Source organism: Streptomyces kanasensis (genome assembly GCF_043077165.1).
GTDB lineage: Bacteria > Actinomycetota > Actinomycetes > Streptomycetales > Streptomycetaceae > Streptomyces > Streptomyces changanensis.
This window is the reverse complement of the sequence record NZ_JBIBSF010000001.1, coordinates 192,327-210,625: the sequence shown is the minus strand read 5'-3', so window position 1 is coordinate 210,625 and position 18,299 is coordinate 192,327. Positions and strand designations below refer to the sequence as shown.

Annotated in this window: 11 protein-coding genes; 8 read left to right on the top strand and 3 right to left on the bottom strand. The window is 73.7% G+C overall.

The genetic code is table 11. The features are described 5' to 3' along the window. The first annotated feature begins 7 nt into the window (after positions 1–7). The 7 genes from ACF053_RS00860 (at position 8) to ACF053_RS00830 (ending at position 12,772) form a co-directional block, all read left to right on the top strand. Complete coding sequence (locus tag ACF053_RS00860) at positions 8–592, top strand: helix-turn-helix domain-containing protein (protein ID WP_391951790.1); 585 nt, start codon at positions 8–10, stop codon at positions 590–592. Positions 593–741: 149 nt separating this feature from the next. Then, positions 742–1,902, top strand: a complete 1,161-nt coding sequence (locus ACF053_RS00855; RefSeq protein WP_391952608.1) for a helix-turn-helix domain-containing protein — start codon at positions 742–744, stop codon at positions 1,900–1,902. Beyond that, a complete protein-coding gene (locus tag ACF053_RS00850; protein WP_391952607.1) occupies positions 1,809–2,384 on the top strand; it encodes a hypothetical protein in 576 nt (191 codons plus the stop codon). Before ACF053_RS00855 ends, ACF053_RS00850 begins: the two co-directional genes overlap by 94 nt. Before the next feature lie 50 nt (positions 2,385–2,434). After that, positions 2,435–4,483 carry an SPFH domain-containing protein gene (locus tag ACF053_RS00845; RefSeq protein WP_391951789.1) on the top strand — a complete coding sequence of 683 codons (2,049 nt, stop codon included), beginning with the start codon at positions 2,435–2,437 and terminating at the stop codon, positions 4,481–4,483. A gap of 84 nt (positions 4,484–4,567) precedes the next feature. Next, a complete protein-coding gene (locus ACF053_RS00840; RefSeq protein ID WP_391951788.1) occupies positions 4,568–9,436 on the top strand; it encodes a DNA repair ATPase in 4,869 nt (1,622 codons plus the stop codon). A 268-nt stretch (positions 9,437–9,704) separates the two neighbouring features. Continuing rightward, entirely contained in the window at positions 9,705–12,146 is a 2,442-nt protein-coding gene (locus ACF053_RS00835; protein WP_391951787.1) for a bifunctional serine/threonine-protein kinase/ABC transporter substrate-binding protein, read from the top strand. Between the two features lie 281 nt (positions 12,147–12,427). Next, complete coding sequence (locus ACF053_RS00830) at positions 12,428–12,772, top strand: hypothetical protein (RefSeq protein WP_391951786.1); 345 nt, start codon at positions 12,428–12,430, stop codon at positions 12,770–12,772. Between the two features lie 353 nt (positions 12,773–13,125). On the opposite strand, the gene ACF053_RS00825 is transcribed toward ACF053_RS00830, so the two are convergent. Continuing rightward, a complete protein-coding gene (locus tag ACF053_RS00825; RefSeq protein ID WP_391951785.1) occupies positions 13,126–14,724 on the bottom strand; it encodes a trypsin-like serine protease in 1,599 nt (532 codons plus the stop codon). A 197-nt stretch (positions 14,725–14,921) separates the two neighbouring features. Next, on the bottom strand, positions 14,922–15,962 hold the full coding sequence (locus tag ACF053_RS00820) for a vWA domain-containing protein (RefSeq protein WP_391951784.1): 1,041 nt from the start codon (positions 15,960–15,962) through the stop codon (positions 14,922–14,924). A gap of 420 nt (positions 15,963–16,382) precedes the next feature. Here ACF053_RS00820 and ACF053_RS00815 point away from each other — a divergent pair, with 420 nt between their 5' ends. Further along, on the top strand, positions 16,383–16,655 hold the full coding sequence (locus ACF053_RS00815) for a DUF3253 domain-containing protein (protein WP_391951783.1): 273 nt from the start codon (positions 16,383–16,385) through the stop codon (positions 16,653–16,655). Positions 16,656–17,231: 576 nt separating this feature from the next. On the opposite strand, the gene ACF053_RS00810 is transcribed toward ACF053_RS00815, so the two are convergent. Then, the gene (locus tag ACF053_RS00810; RefSeq protein ID WP_391951782.1) at positions 17,232–18,266 is read right to left on the bottom strand and encodes a hypothetical protein; all 1,035 of its coding nucleotides are present in this window, start codon (positions 18,264–18,266) and stop codon (positions 17,232–17,234) included. Positions 18,267–18,299 lie beyond the last annotated feature (33 nt).

Sequence of the window (18,299 nt, the reverse complement as noted above, 5' to 3'; positions counted from 1 at the left end):
TGATCGGATGGCCGAGGCGGAGGAAGCTCTGCGGACGCTCGCGCACAACGTCAGGGCGGCCCGTCACCGCGCCGGGCTGTCGCTGGACGAGCTCGGCCGCCGCGCCAAGGTCAGCAAGGGGGCCCTGGTCGGTCTGGAGAAGGCCCAGGGCAACCCCAACTTCGCCACCCTGGTCCGACTGGCCGACACCCTCGGCGTCTCCGTCTCCGCGCTCATGGAAGGCCCGACGGAGGGCCGCGTCCGCGTGGTGAGCGCCGACGCCGTGACGCCGCTGTGGACCGGCGCGCGAGGGGGTGAGGCCCGGCTCATGCTGACGACCTCGGGCCCGGCCCCGGTCGAGGTCTGGCGCTGGCGACTGGAACCGGGCGAGGAGTACCCCAGCCACCCCCACCAGGCCGGGGTTCTCGAGACCGTCAGCGTCACCGCCGGCCGCATGACCCTGGTGGTGGACGGCACCGAGCACCCCGTCGAAGCCGGACAGACGGCCACGTTCGACGCCGACGCGCCCCACACCTACCGCGGTGCGGGCACGGAGACCTGTCACCTCGTCATGACCGTGCACCTGCCCCCGGGCCCCGCCGCCCCGGCGTGACCCCCACGGCGGGCCGGCCCCGCGCGGGCAACGGATACGAGCAGACGGAAACTGCTGCTCGGACCAGTTGCCCGCAGCGGACCCGGCCGAGAGGGTGACCGCTTCATGGTTCGCAGACCTGCCCAGCCGGTACCCGGAAGCCCCGCCTGGTGGGCGAGCCGGACGCCCCCCCCCGCGTACCGGCGCGGGCGCCCCCGCTGGACGCCGGGCGGATCGTCGACACGGCCCTGCGGCTCATCGACGACGAGCGGATCCAGGCGCTCACCCTGCGCATGCTCGTCGACGCCCTCGACTCCGGTCCGGCGACCCTCTGGCGGCACTTCGACGGCAAGGACGAACTCCTTCGCCCCCGTCGCCGACAGGATCCCGGGCGAGGCCCCCGTACCATCCGGCGGGTTGGACGGCCTGCCCTGGCGGGACGCGGTGACCGGTGGCGGAGGCGTTCCACGCCGCGCTCGGCCGGCACCCCCGCGCGCGGCCCCTGCCCGCGGCCCAGGTCCCCGTCGGCCGCCACGGTCTGCGAGCCAGGGAACGGCTCGTCACGTTGCTGCTGGCCCACGGGTTCCCCGGTGGGCCTGGCCGCCCGTGCCTTCACGGCCATCGGGCACTACGTGATCGGGTTCGCCATCCAGCAGTACGGGCCCGCCGCCCCTCGGGGCCCTGGTCACCGCACGGCGGCCAGGGCCCCTCGGCGTCCCCGCGACGGTGCCGACCAGGCTCGGCGGCGCGGGCCACGGTGCGGGCGGGGTGATCGCCGTCGAGACGGTCGAGCCCGCGCCCCCGACGAGCCGCCGGGGCGGTCCCCCGCGAGCCGCCGGGGCGGTCCCCGGCGTGCGGGCCGGTACCCCTTCGCGGCCTCCTCCGCCGGCCGTCTCCGCCCGCCTCGCGCGCGGCTTCCCGCAGGGAGCAAGGGGTACCCCGCCCCCCGGCCGGTCATGCCCTCTCCCGGCTCGCTGCCGCGCCTCCGGCGGGCCCCCTGCCGCCCGGGCGGAGCGGGGGAGGAGGGGTGGCCGGGGGAGCGGCCCCGGCATCAACGGGACGTCAAGTTTGCCGGAAGACGGCAATGCGCGTGGACTTGTCGTCCTGTCAGCATGACAGGGCCGGGGACAGCGCGCGATGCCGATGCCGTAGCCCGGAAATCACCGTGCCACGTCGGCGACGCGAAGGGGGACACTTCATGGGCGAGTTCTGGCAGGCCACCACCACGTTCCCCACGGTGCTGTTCACGGCGGCTCTCGCGGTGGTCGTCGGCTTCTGGTCGCTGGTGCTGGCGGGTGCCGCCGACCCGGACGGCTTCGACACCGACGTGAACACCGGCGCGCTCGGCCTGGGCGGGGTCCCCGTCTCGGTGGCGGTCTCGCTGCTGATCGGCCTGTCCTGGGCCTCCAGCCTCACCGGGTCCGTACTCCTCGCCCGCACGGGATGGCCCGACCTCGTCGTCCACCTGCTCGACGTGGTCCTGCTGTGCGCCTCCTCCGCCGGTTCCTGGCGCGTGACCCGGGCGCTCGTACGGCCCCTGGCGAAGCTCTTCCCCGACGAACGCGGGCCGTCCCTGCACGACTTCGTCGGTTCGACCTGCACCATCCGCACCGGGCGGGTGGACGCGGCCTTCGGCCAGGCCGAGGTCGCCGCGACGGACGGCTCCACCGCAGTCGTCCAGGTCCGGCAGGACGACGGCAGTCAGCTGGCGCTCGGGAGCACGGGACTGCTGTACGCCTACGACGACGCCGGCGGGTTCTTCTGGGTCGCGCCCTTCGACGAGGCGCTGGATCCCGGCCCCCGCCGCGGCTGACCCCGCGACCCTCCCACCTCAGCTCCCACCCTTCGATCCGGGGATTCCTCATGGATGCCATCTCTTGGGGCATCGGCGCGCTCATGGCCGTCGTCCTGCTCATCGCCATCGCCGTGCTGTTCGTCATCAGCCGGCTGTTCCGCAAGGTGGAACAGGGCAAAGCGCTCATCGTGTCGAAGATGCGCAAGGTCGACGTCACCTTCACCGGACAGGTCGTCCTGCCGGTCCTGCACAAGGCCGAGGTCATGGACATCTCGGTGAAGACCATCGACATCAGCAGGACGGGCCGCGACGGACTGATCTGCCGCGACAACATCCGCGCCGACATCCGCATCTCGTTCTTCGTACGCGTCAACAAGACCGTCGAGGACGTCATCAAGGTCGCCCAGGCCATCGGCACGGCCCGCGCCAGCGACCAGGCCACGCTGCAGGAACTGTTCAACGCCAAGTTCTCCGAGGCGCTGAAGACGGTCGGCAAGCAACTCGACTTCACCGACCTCTACACCAAGCGAGACGAGTTCCGGGACCGGATCATCCAGGTCATCGGCACCGACCTCAACGGCTACAGCCTGGAGGACGCGGCGATCGACCACCTGGAGCAGACGCCGCTCGCCCAGCTGGACGCCTCCAACATCCTCGACGCCCAGGGCATCCGGAAGATCACCGAGCTGACGGCCGTCGAGCACGTGCGCACCAACGAGTTCCGGCGCACCGAGGAGAAGGAGATCACCCGGCAGAACGTCGACGCCCGCGAGGCCATCCTCGAACTGGAGCGCCGGCAAGCCGACGCCGAGATCAAGCAGAAGCGCGAGATCGACACCGTACGGGCCAAGGAGGAGGCCGAGACCGCCCGGGTGGTCGAGGAGGAGCGGCTCCGCGCGCAGAGCGCCTTCCTCAGGACCGAGGAGCAACTCGGCATCCAGCGGGAGAACCAGTCCCGCGAGGTCGCGGTCGCGCAGAAGAACCGCGAACGGGTCATCGCCATCGAGAACGAGCGCATCGAGAAGGACCGCCTGCTCGAAGTGATCGCGAGGGAACGGGAGACGGAGCTGACCCGCATCTCGGCGGAGAAGGAGGTCGAGGCCGAGCGCCGCGAGATCGCCGAGGTGATCCGGGAGCGGGTCGCGGTGGACCGCACGGTCGCCGAGCAGGAGGAATCCATCAAGAAGCTCCGCACCGTCGAGGAGGCCGAACGCAAGCGGCAGGCCCTCGTCATCGCCGCCGAGGCCGAGGCGCAGGAGCAGCTGGTCAAGGACATCAAGGCCGCCGAAGCCGCCGAGCAGGCCGCCGTCCACCGGGCGGCGGAGGAACTGACGCTCGCCGAGGCCCGACACAAGGCCGCCGACATGGACGCCCGCGCGAAGGTCCGCCTCGCCGAGGGCGTCCAGGCCGAAGCCGCCGCCGAGGGACTGGCCGCCGTCCAGGTACGGGAGAAGGAAGCCGACGCCATCGAGAAGGCCGGCCGCGCGGAGGCCGAGGCGACCGAGGCCCGACTGCGCGCCGAGGCGGTCGGCACCCGCGAGAAGGCCCTGGCCGAGGCCACCGCCATCGGCGAGAAGCTCAAGGCCGAGGCGGCGGGTCTGACGGAGAAGGCCGCCGCGATGGCCGCGCTCGACGAGGCGTCCCGCTCCCACGAGGAGTTCCGGCTCCGCCTGGAGGCGGAGAAGGACATCCGGCTCGCCGGGATCGACGTCCAGCGGCAGGTCGCCGAAGCACAGGCCACGGTCCTCGCCACCGGACTGGAGAACGCCGACATCAACATCGTCGGCGGCGAGTCGGCCTTCTTCGACCGGATCGTCGGGGCGATGTCCCTGGGCAAGAGCGTCGATGGCTTCGTGCGGCACTCGCAGACCGCCCAGGCGCTGGCCGGGCCGTGGCTGGACGGCTCCGCCTCCTTCACCGAGGACCTGACGAAGGTGCTCGGCTCGGTGTCCACCGCCGACGTACGGAACCTGACCGTGTCCGCCCTGCTGACGAAGCTCATGCCGGCCGGATCCGGCCGCCTGGACGAACTGCTCGGCACGGCACGGCAACTGGGCCTCGCCGACATGCCGGTGGCCGAGCTCGCGGGGTTGGACGGCACCGCCGCCAAGAGCTGACCGACCGGTCTCGAAGACCTCCGGAGCTGCCGCGCGGGGGGCGGCAGCTCCGGAGCACCACCACGCACACGAGGGAGCTGGACAGTGACAGCCACGGGGACCACGACCGCGAGCGGCCTGGACGCCGGTACGTACGAAGTGCTGCGCGACCGCCTCGGCGCGCGGGCCGCCGAACTGGCCCGCCGCGCCGACGCCCTCAACACCGCACGCGTCGCGGCCTTCGGCGCCACCGAACTGGCCCTCACCGACACCGGCCACCTCCGCACGGACCGGGAACTCGTCGCCCGGGACGTCGTCGCGGTCGGCGGGGTGCTGCTCGTCGGGTACGAGGCGCCGTCGCCCGACGACGTCTTCGCCCTCCACGACCGTGACCTCGAACCCCTCCCGCACGACGCCGTGCCGGGCCTGCTCGACGACCCCGCCTTCGTCACCGAGTTCGCCGCCCTCCACCGCTACTACCAGGGCGCCCGGCTGCTGCGGCTGCGGCACGTGGACGGCACACTGCTGGCCGTGTTCCGGACCGGGGCCCAGGCCGCGGACGTCCGGGTCCTGCGCTGGTCCCTCGCCCCGTCCGGCGAGGTGCGGTTCCTCGACGCCCGCGGCGAGCGCGACCACGTCCTCCCCGCGCCGTACGACTTCCCGTGGACCGCGACGACCCGGGACGACCACGTCCTCGGGCGGCACCCGCACGTCGCCGTCGCCGGCGGCACGGTCTTCGTCTCGACGGTCGGCGGCACCCTCACCGTGAAGACCGACGACGACACGGAGACCGGCGACGGCGTGTACAGCGAGCCGGTCGACGAGCCCCTGCAGTCGCTGGCGGACGCGGAGGTGGCGTACGCGGTCGTCGGCGCCCTGGTCCTGCTGAGGGTGCGGCCCTACAAGGAGGAGACCTGGCGCCACCTGGTCTATCAGACGCTCACCGGGAAGGTGGTCCGGCTGGACGGCATCGGGCAGTCCTGCCGCCGCCTGCCCGACGACCAGGGCATCGTCTTCCCCGGCGGCTACTGCCTGGCCACCGGCACCGTGAGGACGTTCGCCCCCGACGCCCCCGACGACCCCGCCGCCTCCGGCATGGCCTTCGAGCGGGTCGTCCGCTCGCCGAACGGCGAGGACGTGCTGTACGCGTTCCACGCCGGCGCGCGGGGCCGCACCCTCCTGCTGCCGTACAACCTCATCCGCGAGGAGGTCGCCGCCCCCCTCGTGTGCCGCGGCCACGCCCTCCTCGACGACGGCACCCTCGCCACCCTGCGCGTCGAGACCGGTGAACCCGCCCGCCTCCACCCGGTACAGCTGTGGCGGACGCCGTACGTCTCCGGGGTCGCCCCCCGGGGCGAGGGGCCGCTCGCCCGCATCGGCAACGCCGACCTGGTCCGCGCCGTCGCGGACTGCCTCGCCATCGCCCGGCAGGTCGCCGAGACCGCTGCCACCCGCGAGACGTACGCCGCCCTGGTCGCCGCCTGCACCCGCACGGCCGACCGCTTCCCCTGGCTCGGCGACGCGGACGCGGGCGACCTGCGCGCCCCCCTGGAAGAGGTGCGGGCCACCGCCGAGCAGGTGCTGCGCGAGTTCGCGACCGTGACCACCCTCACCTCGCGGGCCGCGGAAGCCCTGACCGGGGCGGCGGAGGACCTGCGGCGGCTGGTGCGGCGCGTCCGCGGTGAGGCACCGGCCACGGCAGAGGAGTGGATCGAGCGCATCACCGCCCTGCGCCGCGCCCAGGGCCGCCTGGTGACGCTGAAGGACATGCGGTACGCCGACACCGCGGCCGTCGACGCGCTCGCCGGGGAGGCCGCGACGCACATCGCGTCCACCGCGCAGCGGGCCATCGCCTTCCTCCGGCGCGACGACGCCTTCGCCACCCAGCACGCCGAAGCGGAACGGCTCACCGCCGACGCCGGGGCCGCCACCACGACCGCCGAGGCGGCGACGGTCACCGAACGCCTCGACACGCAGGTCCTCGGACTCCAGACCCTCACCGAGGTGATCGCCGGCCTCGACATCGGTGACGCGACCGTACGCACGACCATCCTGGAGCGGATCGCCGGCGTCCTGGGCGGCCTGAACCGCGCCCGCGCGCTGCTCGCCGCCCGCCGCCGTGAGCTCCTCGACCAGGAGGGGCGGGCGGAGTTCGCGGCGGAGTTCGCCCTCCTCGCCCAATCCGTCACCGGCGCCCTGGCCGCGGCCGACACCCCGGAAGCCTGCGACGCGCAACTCGCCCGGCTCCTGCTCCGACTGGACGCCTTGGAGTCACGCTTCGCCGAGCACGACGGCTTCCTCACGGAGATCACCGACAAGCGCGCCGAGGTCGACGACGCCTTCGCCGGCCGCAAGCAGACGCTCCAGGACGCCCGGGCCCGCCGCGCCGAACGCCTCGCCGCCTCCGCCTCCCGCGTCCTGGAGACGATCGCCCGCCGCGCCGCCACCCTGGACGGCCCCGACGACGTCACCACCTACTTCGTCTCCGACCCGATGGTCGAGAAGGTCCGCCGCACCGCCCGCGAACTGCGCGAGCTCGGCGACCAGGTCCGGGCCGAGGAACTGGCCGGCCGGCTCGACGCCGCCCGCCAGGAGGCCGGACGGGCCCTGCGGGACCGCGCCGAGCTGTACGCGGACGGCGGCGCCACCATCCGGCTCGGCGCGCACCGCTTCGCCGTCAGCACCCGCCCACCGGAGCTGACGCTCGTCCCGCACGCGGACGGCGGCCTGGCGTTCGCGCTGACCGGCACCGACTACCGTCACCCGGTGACCGACCCGGACTTCGCCGACACCCGCCCCCACTGGGGCCAGCTCCTGCCGTCCGAGAACGCCGAGGTCTACCGCGCCGAACACCTCGCCGCGCGGCTCCTCGCGGAGCACGGCGCCGCGCACCTCGCCGCGGCCGACCTCCCCGACCTGACCAGGAAGGCCGCCGAGGACGCCTACGACGAGGGCTACGAGCGCGGCGTCCACGACCACGACGCGGCCGCCATCCTCTCCGTACTGCTACCGCTGTACGAGCGGGCCGGGCTGCTGCGCCACGCGGCCGCCGACCGGGCCGCCGCCCAGCTCTTCTGGGCCCACGGCACGACCGCCGCCGCCCGAGAGGCGTGGACCCGTGGGGCCGTGTCGCTGGTCCGGGCCCGGGACACCTTCGGCACGGCACCGGCCCTGGACGCCCTGCGCGCCGAACTGGCCGCCGCCGGAGCGCTCTCCGGCGCCGCGGCCGCGTACCTCGTCGAGGAGCTGGCCGCCGGCGGGTCCTTCACGACCAGCCCCTCCGCCCGCTCGCTGCTGGAGAAGTTCCGCCGGACCGTGGGCTCCTCGCCGTACGCCGCCGACGTCCGCGCCCTCCTCGCCGACGGGGAGGTGGCGGCGGCGCGGCGGCTGGTGGAGGGCTGGCTCTTCTCCTACGCGGCCTCCGGCGGCGAGGACGTCGACGCCGGGGACCTCGCCGAGGCGGTGGCGGTCGAAGTCTGCCCGGACCTGCCCCGCCGGGACGCGCAGTGCGCGATGACCGGCCGCGTCGAGGGCCTCCTCGGCACGCACCCGAGGATCGACCGGGGCGCCCTCCCCCTCCGCCTCGACGCGTTCCTCGCCAGGACGGACGACTTCGCCCGCCGGGTGGTGCCCGGCTTCCGCGCCTACCAGCGGCGCAGGAACGCGCTCGTGACCGCCGAACGCCGGCGGCTGCGCCTGGACGAGTACCGGCCGCGCGTCATGTCGTCGTTCGTCCGGAGCCGCCTCGTCGACGAGGTGTACCTGCCGCTCGTCGGCGACAACCTCGCCAAGCAGATCGGCACCACCGGTGACGGCAAGCGCGCCGACACCAGCGGACTCCTGCTGCTCCTGTCGCCGCCCGGGTACGGCAAGACGACCCTCATGGAGTACGTCGCCGACCGCCTCGGCCTGCTCCTGGTCAAGGTCGACGGGCCCGCCCTCGGCCACGACGTGACCTCCCTGGACCCGGCCGAGGCCCCGAACGCGGCCGCCCGCCGGGAGGTCGAGAAGATCCGCTTCGCACTGGCCGCCGGCAACAACGTCCTGCTGTACCTGGACGACATCCAGCACACCTCGCCCGAACTGCTGCAGAAGTTCGTGCCGCTGTGCGACGCCACCCGTACCCTCGACGGCCACGACCTGCGCGGCAAGCGCTTCGCCGTCTGCATGGCCGCCAACCCCTACACCGAGTCCGGCCGGCGCTTCCGCGTCCCCGACATGCTGGCCAACCGCGCGGACGTCTGGAACCTCGGTGACGTGCTGACCGGCAAGGAGGACGCCTTCGCCCTGAGCTTCATCGAGAACGCGCTCACCTCCCACCCGGTCCTCGCCCCCCTGGCCGGGCGCCGGCGCGCCGACCTGGAAGTGCTGCTGGACATGGCCGCCGGCGACCCCACCGCCCGCCGCGACCGGCTCGCCCACCCCTACGCGCCCGCCGAGACGGAGTCGATCCTCGCCGTGCTGCGCCATCTGCTCACCGTCCGGGCGACGGTCCTCGCCGTCAACGCCGCGTACATCGCCTCCGCCGGTCAGGACGACACCGCCCGCACGGAACCGGCGTTCCGGCTCCAGGGCTCGTACCGCAACATGAACAGGATCACGGCGCGGGTCTCGCCGGCCATGAACGACGCCGAACTGGCCGCCGTGATCGACGACCACTACACGGCCGAGGCCCAGACCCTCACCACCGGCGCCGAAGCCAACCTCCTCAAGCTCGCCGACCTGCGTGGCACCCTCACCGAGGAGCAGCGGGAGCGGTGGGAGGCCGTGAGGGCGGCGTACGTCGGCTCACGGGCACTGGGCGGCGCGGGCGACGACGCCCTCGGCCGGGCGGTGGCCGCGCTCGGACTGCTCGTCGACCGGGTCGCGGCCGTCGAGGTCGCCATCACCCGCGCCACGGACCGCCGTCACCGCCCGAGCCGTCCATCCGGCCGCCACGCGGCCCACGGGGAGGGGGGCGGCGATCCCCGATGAACCGCCGGGGCGCACCGGGTCCGCCGTCGTCCGGGGACCGCAGGGCGCTTCCCCACCGCGTCGCCGCAGGGCCCCGCCCCACTCACGAACGGCCGAGGTCGGTGGCCGAGCCCGGCCGGTGCCGGGACGGGGACGGGGGAGGGGGAGGGGCGGCGCGCGGCCGGAGGCATGCCGCGCGGCGACACGGGGACCGTGCCGCCGGGCCGGTGTGCGGGATCAAGCCATCATTCCGTCACCCGATCGGCCGATCAGGACCTAGAGTGTGCGCGTGACCGAGGAGAACTCCGCACTCATCGCCGGCCGGTACCAGCTGGTGGAACGCATCGGCCAGGGCGGCATGGGCCGGGTCTGGCGGGGCGTCGACCAGCAACTCTTCGGACGTGAGGTCGCCGTCAAGGAGATCCTCTTCCCGGCGGGCCTGGACGACGGCGACCGTGCCACGCTGCTCGGGCGCTTCATCGGGGAGGCCCGCGCGGCGGTCACTCTCAGCCATCCCGGGATCATCACCATCCACGACGTCGTGGAGCACCACGGTGCCCCCGTGATCGTCATGGAGTTCGTCCGTGGGGAGTCCCTCGCCGCGGCCATCCGCCGGCAGGGACGGCTGCCCGTGCGGCGGGTGGCGGAAATCGGCTCCGCCGTGCTCGACGCGCTGACCGAGGCGCACGACGCGGGGATCATCCACCGCGACATCAAGCCCGACAACGTCCTCCTGACCAAGGACCGCGTCGTCCTCACCGACTTCGGCATCGCCCACCTCGCGGACGCCACGACCAAGCTCAGCCACAGCGGGATCGTCATCGGCACCCCGCAGTACATGCCGCCGGAGCAGTTGGAGGGCAAGCGCCCGACACCGGCCAACGACCTGTGGGCGCTCGGCGCCACCCTCTACCACGCCGTGGAGGGGCACCCACCGTTCGAAGCCGACGGGCTCCACGCCCTCGCCGTGGCCGTCTTCACCCGCCCCCACCGGCCGCCGGCCCACGCCGGTCCGCTGGCGCCCGCGTTGGACGCGCTCCTCACCAAGGACCCGCGGCAACGCGCCGGCGCCCCCCGGGCCGCCGAGCTGCTGGCGTCGGCGGTCCGGTCCTCGCGGCTCGCGGCGGAGGCCACCGGCGAGCCGACCCCGGGCGAGCCCGACCCGGCACCCGTACCGGCCCCCGGCCCGGCACCCGACCCGGCACCGGCCCCGGTACCCGCCCCGGACGCGCCGCCGGAGCACGCCCCCACCCCGACGCGGGGGGAGACGGAACGCCCGTCCCCGCCACCCCTGCCGACGCCCACGGCCTGGGACCCCGCGTCCGCCCCCGACACCCCCCGCCGCCCGGTGCCGGACCCATCGACCGCCCCGACCGCCCCGGGCACCCCCGCCACGCCCGTGCCCCCTGCCGAGGACCTGATCCCGCTGGGCGGGACGGGTCGGCAGGTCCCCGACAAGACGGCGCCCGACCGGCGGCGTACCCTCACCCGGCGCTCCGCCGTCCTGGGAGTGGCCGCGGCCACGGTCGCGGCCGGCTCGCTCCTGACCTGGACCCTCAACCGTGGCGCCCCGGACGGTGGCGGTGGGGCGGCCGGCAGCGGTCCCGCGGCGCCGCCCGTCACCGTGGTGATCGGGGTGGACGCGCCGCTCACGGGCGGGCTGTCCTCCTTCGGCCTCGGGGTCAGGAACTCGGCCGACCTGGCGGTCAGGAACGCCAACCGGACCCGGCACGTACCCGGCGTCACCTTCCGGATCAAGGCTCTCGACGACGAGGCGACACCCGCCAAGGGCCGGTCGAACGCCACGGAGTTCATCGCCGACGAACAGGTACTGGGCGTCGTCGGCCCGGTCAACTCCGGCGTCGCCCAGACCATGGCGGAACCGTTCTCACGGGCGAACCTGGTCAACGTGTCACCGGCCAACACCGACCCCGTGCTGACGCTCGGCCCCCGCTGGGCCGGGGGCACCAAGTCCCGCCCGCACAGGACCTACTTCCGCAACCTCGCCACGGACGTCGACCAGGGTCCGTTCGCCGCCCGGTACCTCCACGAGGCGGGGAAGGAGAAGGTCTTCGTCATCGACGACAAGAGCGCCTACGGCACCAGCCTCACGTCGGGTTTCCGGGCCGAGTTCACGAAGCTGGGCGGGACCGTCGTCGGCACGGAAGGAGTCGACCCGGCGGAGAGCGCCTTCTCGGGCCTCGCCGCGCAGGTGCGGGCCTCGGGCGCCGAGGCCGTGTACTTCGGCGGCTACTACACCACCGCCGGGCCGCTCTCCCGGCTGCTCAAGCAGGCGGGCGTCGGCATCCCCCTGATGGGCGGCGACGGCGTCTTCGACCAGCAGTTCATCGCGACGAACCCGAAGGCCGAGGGCGATCTCGCCACCAACATCGGGGTGCCCGCCGAGGCCCTGGCAGGGGGACGGGACTTCCTCGCACAGTACCGCCGGGCCGGGTACCCGGAGCCGGCCGACTGGTACGGCCCCTATGCGTACGACGCGACGTGGGCCGTCATCGAGGCGGTGAAGTCCGTCGCGGCGGCCCACGGCGGCACCCTCCCCCGGGACGCCCGGGCGAAGACGGCGAACGCCGTGGCGGATCTGGCGTTCGACGGTGTCACGGGTCGCGTGGCCTTCGACGAGTACGGCGACACGACCGACCGCCGGCTGTCCGTGTACGCGGTGAAGGACGGCAGCTGGACGCTTGTGAAGAGCGGCCCCCACGCCCCCTGATCCGCCCCGGCGGACGGACGCACCCGCCGGGCCGGGACGGCCCCTCGGTCAGGCGGAGCCACCGGCCCGGCGGCGGGCCCGCCGGCCGACGTCCTGGAACGTGTCCGGGACAGGCGCGGCACCAGGGCTCTGAGCAGGGCGGACCGAGGCACCCCCGTCCGGGACAGCGCGATCCCGTTGTTCCGGCTCCTCCCGGCCCGGCACGCTCCTGTCGTCGCCCCGGACGGGGCGAGACCGCCGCCCATGTGGGAGGCGGAACGTGACCGAGAGGACACCGGAGAATGCCTCGCACTCGCCAGATCCTGATGCCCCTGGCCGCCGTGGCCATCGCGGCGGGAACCCTCACCGCGACCACCCCCGCGGCGGTCGCCGCGGAAGCCGCCGCCTGCGGCGTGTCCGCCCCCGACCGTGACAGGCGCCAGAACGGGCAGTACTTCACACAGGACGTCTACCTGCGCACCGGACCCGCCTGGGGCTGCGGGATCACCGGCACCGCCACCACGGCGAACTACGTCGACTACCACTGCACGACCGCCGGGTTCACCTACCTGCGGACCGCGTCGTCGAAGCTCGGCTGGGTCCACAACAGCTACCTGGTCGGTGGCGGCACCAACGTCCGCTGCTGATCCCGCCGTCACGCGAGCCGGTCGGGTGGCGGCCGGCAAGCCGATGCGGACACCGAGCCCTGGCTCGGTGTCCTTCGGCGCGTCCCCACGCGCCCCGGGCGTGGGCCCGCCACCGCGACGGGTGGACCCGACGGGCCCGGGAGGGGCAGCCGCACGTCGTTCGCCCGGCCTCGCGGGCGACCGGGACCAGTACAGACGGGACGGCACGATGGCCACCCGGCGTGGCCCCGGGCGGCTGCCGGTCGCGAGTGCGGCACCCCCCGGCGAGGCCGCCGGGCGATGGATCCGGCCGGCGGCCCCGGCCCGTGCCCGCGAGGGCGGAGGGCGCTGGAGCGGCGTGTACCGCCGGCTCGTCAGCCGATGAGGCTGTACGCGTTCCAGCCGCTGCCGACCTTCACACGGTTCTGGAGGGGCGCAGCGAGGTTGCCGGTGCCCTTGTAGAGCCAGAGGTCCCCGGCGGAGTCACGGACGAAGAAGTCGGCCTTGGCGTCGCCGTCGACGTCACCGCTCGCGGCGTAGGCGGTGTAGTTCCAGCCCGTGCCGATCTGGACGCGGTTCTGCCAGGGGGTGGCGGCGATGCCGGTGCCCCGGTAGAGCCACAGCTTGCCGTCGGTGTCGCGGGTGAGGAGGTCGGGCTTGCCGTCACCGGTGTAGTCGCCGCTGCCGAACGAGGTCAGGCTGCCCCAGCCGGTGCCCGTCTTGATCCGGGGCAGCAGTCCACCCCACGGGGCCTTGAAGGGGTAGACCCACTGGACGCCGTCGGCGTCGACCGCGACGATGTCCGGCGAACCGTCGCCGGTCACGTCACCGGGGACCGTGAGGGAGCGCATGGCGCCGAACCCGGAGCCCAGCTTCGTCTCGTACTCCTCGTGGGCCTCCGGGTAACCCCACGGGTCGATCTCGACCACTGCCCAGTGGCGCCAGTAGAGGTCTCCCGCCGCGTCGCGGTAGATGTGGTCCTGGGCGCCGTCCCCGTCGAGGTCGGCCTGCCGGAAGCGGGTGTACGTCGAGGAGATCCGCTGCCTGACCGGCGCGGACAGGCCGCTGCCCGTGCTGTTGTGGTGGTACGCCTTGCCGTCCGGGGTCATGGCGAAGAGATCGGCCCGGTGGTCGCCGTCGAGGCTGGTGGCCTGGATGCGCGGGGCGAGCTCGCCCACGAACGCGCTGACCTTGGTGAACACGGCCTGTCCGCCCTCGGACGTGCACCCGGGGCCGGTACCGCGCGAGTAGATGCCCACCAGGCGGCCGCGGACGATCAGCGGGCCGCCCTCGTCACCCGTGCACGGCGCGACGGTGCCCGCGTCCTCGCCGGTCGCCGGCTCGCCCGCGCACACCATGCGGCCGGGGGTCCAGGCGGTGCCGAGGGCGGTGGCGCACTCCTCGTCCGCGCGCAGGGGCAGCGTGGCCTCACGCACCGACGGAGCGGGCTCCGACGAGGTACCGCTGGTGCTGCCCCAGCCCCGGAAGGTCGCCAGGGTCCCGGGCGTGTACGACGCGGTGTCGTCGGAGGTCGTCAGCCGGACGGTCCTGTGTGTGTTCAGGTGCCCCAGGGCGGCGACCAGGGCGACGTCGTTGCGCCCCGTGGCCGGTTCGTACTGCGGGTGGACCCAGGACAGCTCCGCGTCGGACCCGGCCATGGCCAGATCCTCGTACTGCGGGGGCCAGTCCGCGTCCGTCGCCAGGCGGGTGATGCCGGAGGCGACGCGTATCTCCTTCGCCCCCGCCACGCACCCGGCCGAGGTCAGCACCTTGAGGTTCCCGCCGACGGCGGCGCCACCGCAGACGCGCTTCGTGCCGTCGGCGAGGGTGACGTGGACCTGCACCATCCAGTCACCCTCACCGCCCACCTCGCTGCCCCCGACCACGGCGTGCGCGGGCGCCGCGGCCAGCATGCCGCCGATCAGGGCCGCCGCGGCGGCCGCCGCCGGCAGGGACCTGCCGAGAAATCCCATCAGTCTTCCCCTCATATGAGCCGTCATCCGGCTACGTCACGATCTTCGACAGCGGGGCACGGCAAAGGGTTGTACCTCGTGGTCGAAGTGCCTTGGCGGCGGGTGCGGTTGGACGGGGGACGGGGGAGGGGGCTGCCGCCCCGAGCCGGCTTTGCGCCCTCGCCTCCCGGATCGGGAGCGAGGGCGGGACGCCGCGGTCAGAGCATGAGCAGCAGCCGCGTGTTCGGGACCAGCTTCCGGTTCACGCTCGTGCTCTGCACGAAGATGGTGAAGTCGTCGTTGTGGTCCGGCTTGATGCGCACTTCCACGTCCGGCAGGCGGAGCAGGGATCGGGCCTCGTCTCCCGTGTACACCCGGTCCGTCTTCTTCTCCAGAACCGCGATCTGCTTGCGCGCCTGGATCTTCTCCGACTTGCTCAGCTGGTAGAACGCGCCACCGGTGTGGTAAGTGTGTCCGCTCTCGACGACCCAGTCCCGTATCGCCGCGTCACGCGTCACCGGGATCAGCCGGTACGCGGACGGCTTCGCCGGGGTGAGACCGGCCGCCTTGATGGTTTCCTTGTTGACCGCCTCCGCGCCCGTGGAGAAAACCGCCCGCGATCCCCGAATGCCCTTCGTGCGGCCCACCATGAATTTCTCGGTGGCCTGCTGGATGACCTGCCCGGCCTCCTCCAGCCCCTGGGTGCTCGTGGCGTCCCAGATGGCGATGTTGTCCTTCGGGAAACCGCACTGCATGGCCTCCCGCTTGCCCATCTGGTCCGGCACGAGAACGGCCAGCGTCCAGTTGACCCCCTGCGTCTCGATCATCTCGGACACGGCACTCACCAGTTCGCGGGGGTCCTTGGTGGGCGAGTCCGGGCAACGGTGGCTGGCGTTCTCCTGGCCGTCGGTGAGGACGAACGTCAGGAAGCTGTGGTCGCCGTACAGTTGGGCGGTCTGCGCAAGCTCCCGCTGTGACTTCAGGGCGGCCGCGAGCAGGGCCGTCATCCCGCCGACCCGGTACAGCTGCTTCAGTGACGGCATCCGCAGCACGTCCTTGTCATAGATGACGCACTCCACCTTGTCGGCGAAGACGTACACCGTGACGCGCGTTTCCTGGTCGAGCTCCCTGGACCGGCGGGCGAGATAGGCGATTTGCTGGTCGGCGACTTCGACGACCTTGTGGCTCAGACGCGACATCGACGAACTGGCGTCCAGTACAAGGGCGACGTGATTGATGTAATTCTGGGTTCCGGACATGGCAGCTCCCCCTCTTTCCGAACTCGATGGACCTACCGTCTCACCCACCACTGACAATCACCCTGGCTCCCTGCCCGGTTGCAGAGCCGATCCGACCGGGGGCCGGTCGGGAGTCGTGTCGCGCCGGCCGTGGCCAGGCCGCGGCCCTCGCGTGCGCACGGCGGACCCGGTCACCGACACGCCCCGCCCCGGCACCGCGTGCGGCCGTGGGTCGGGTCGGAAGCGGGGAGAGGGATGTCCAGTGGGGCGTCCGCCGCCGGCCGCGCCCCCGATCCGTGACCCGGTGCGGCGCCCGTCATGTGAGCGAACACGCCCCCGACGGGCCCACCGTCCCCCCGACACCTCTGTGTACGGGACGGCTGGTGCGCACTGTCCTCGTCCCGTCCGCCCGAGCGACCGGACCACGGCGATACTGGCGGAATGACGGACATGGAGCGACAAACGGACCGGCGCCTGGAGCGGGCCATCCTGGACCTGCTGGAGCGTCGTGGCCCGGCCGCGTCGATCTGTCCCTCCGACGCCGCACGCGCGGTGTACGAGGGCGACGACGACGGCTGGCGCGCGCTCATGGAACCGGCGCGCCGCGCGGCTCGTCGGCTGGTCACGGCGGGCGAGGTGGAGATCACCCAGGGCGGCCGTCCCGTCGAGCCGAGCGGGGCCCGGGGCCCCATCCGGATCCGCCGCGCCCGCTGACAACCGAAGGCACCACGGCTCGGCGCGGCGCCCGCGCGGTCACCGCCAGGGCCGTACGGCCATGGGAGAAGCGGCTCGGTCGAGCCCCACCGGCCGCCGCCGGCCCCACCGGCCCCATGAGATCCCCAGCCGTGCGGGTTCGAGCCCTGGGGGGCGGGCGACCCGACGGCGGGCGCCCGGCGGTCACGGGCCGGTGGGCCCTCCGCGCGCTGTCCCACGCCCACCGGCCGGCCGCGCGTGCACCAGGACCGACGAGCAGGGGGCACACAGCCGCCCGGGCCGACGCCGACGGTGCCCTCACGACCCGCGCGATCCGCAGGAGGCGGCATCCCCGCCCGCACCGCTGCTGTCCGACGTGGGTGAGTGCCGTGTCGTCCGTTCGGCCGTGGCGCACCGCGGGATGCCGTCGGGCCGCCGGACGGCGCGCGGTCCCCTCCCTCGGCCACGGCGAGCGAGCAGGGTGCCTCCGGCGCCGGGTACGAAGGGCCGGGCCTTGAGCATGGCGCGATGCCGGGGACGAGGCGTGCGCGCCGCGCGTCCTCCACGACGGTGTGGGGACACGGGCGGCACGAACCACTACTGGATGCTCCAGCGGTGGGGATGCGTGGGCTCGGCCGGGCAGACGAAGACGTTCAGCTCGCCCCACCGGCCCACCGTCACCTTGGTGGGCGTGGCCGACTCCAGGTCACCGCCTTCCCGGGTCCGGTCCTCGACCGGGATCCAGCTCCTGCTGCCGCCGTCCCACTCGGAACTGTCGATCGTGATCAGCAGGACCATCGGCGTCGCACAGGCGGTGCAGTCCATCGGATAGGGGTCGGTCGCGTGCCAGGAGGCGTAGCCGCCGGCGCGCCAGCCCGGCGGGATGGACAGGTCGTACTGGTAGGCGGGCGTGTCGTCCGTCTCCTCCGGCTCGTCCTCCGCGGCCGCCTCGGCCTCCTCCTCCCAGGCGTCGAGCCGCGCGCACAACTCCTCGGGCAGTACGCCGGCGAACGGGTACGTGGTCACCTGTTCCGGGTGCAGGACGCACGGCTCGGCGACGTAGCCCTCGTAGCCGACGACCTCGGGTTGCGGCGGCGTGGTCAGGATCTCGCGGACATCCGCGGACCGCCGCCAGCGCAGCTCCAGGGCCATGCCGTGACCGGTGGGGCCGTGCCGGTCGAAGGGGCAGCACAACACCTGCAGCAGATCGCACCCCTCGGGCCCCGCGGGCAGATCGGGCACCTCGTGCCGGTAGAGCTGGGCCAGGGCGACCATCGGCAGCGGATCGGTGTCGACGATCCGATCGACGACGTGGTCGCGGCCGAGTTCGTCGAGGAGACGGCGCTCGTCCTCGGTCGGGCCGGAGTGCGGGTCGCGTGCCAGGGCCTCCGCCAGGACCTCGCGGTACCGGTGGATGTCCGCGGGCCGTCGACCGCGGCCGCGCCCGTGCGCCTCGTCGCACACCGGCCACGGTTCGTCGGCCGGCCACAGCAACGGACCGCCGACGGAGCTGACCGTGACGTCGGGCGCTCCGGGGCGCGGGTGCAGCCGAGTGGTGGTACCGCGGTATGCGGCCAGCTCCGGGAAGAGCGCCTCGATGTCCAGCGGGCGCGGCGGCGTCGTTCTGCTCATGCCGTGACCCTAGACGCCCACCCGCGGACCCGG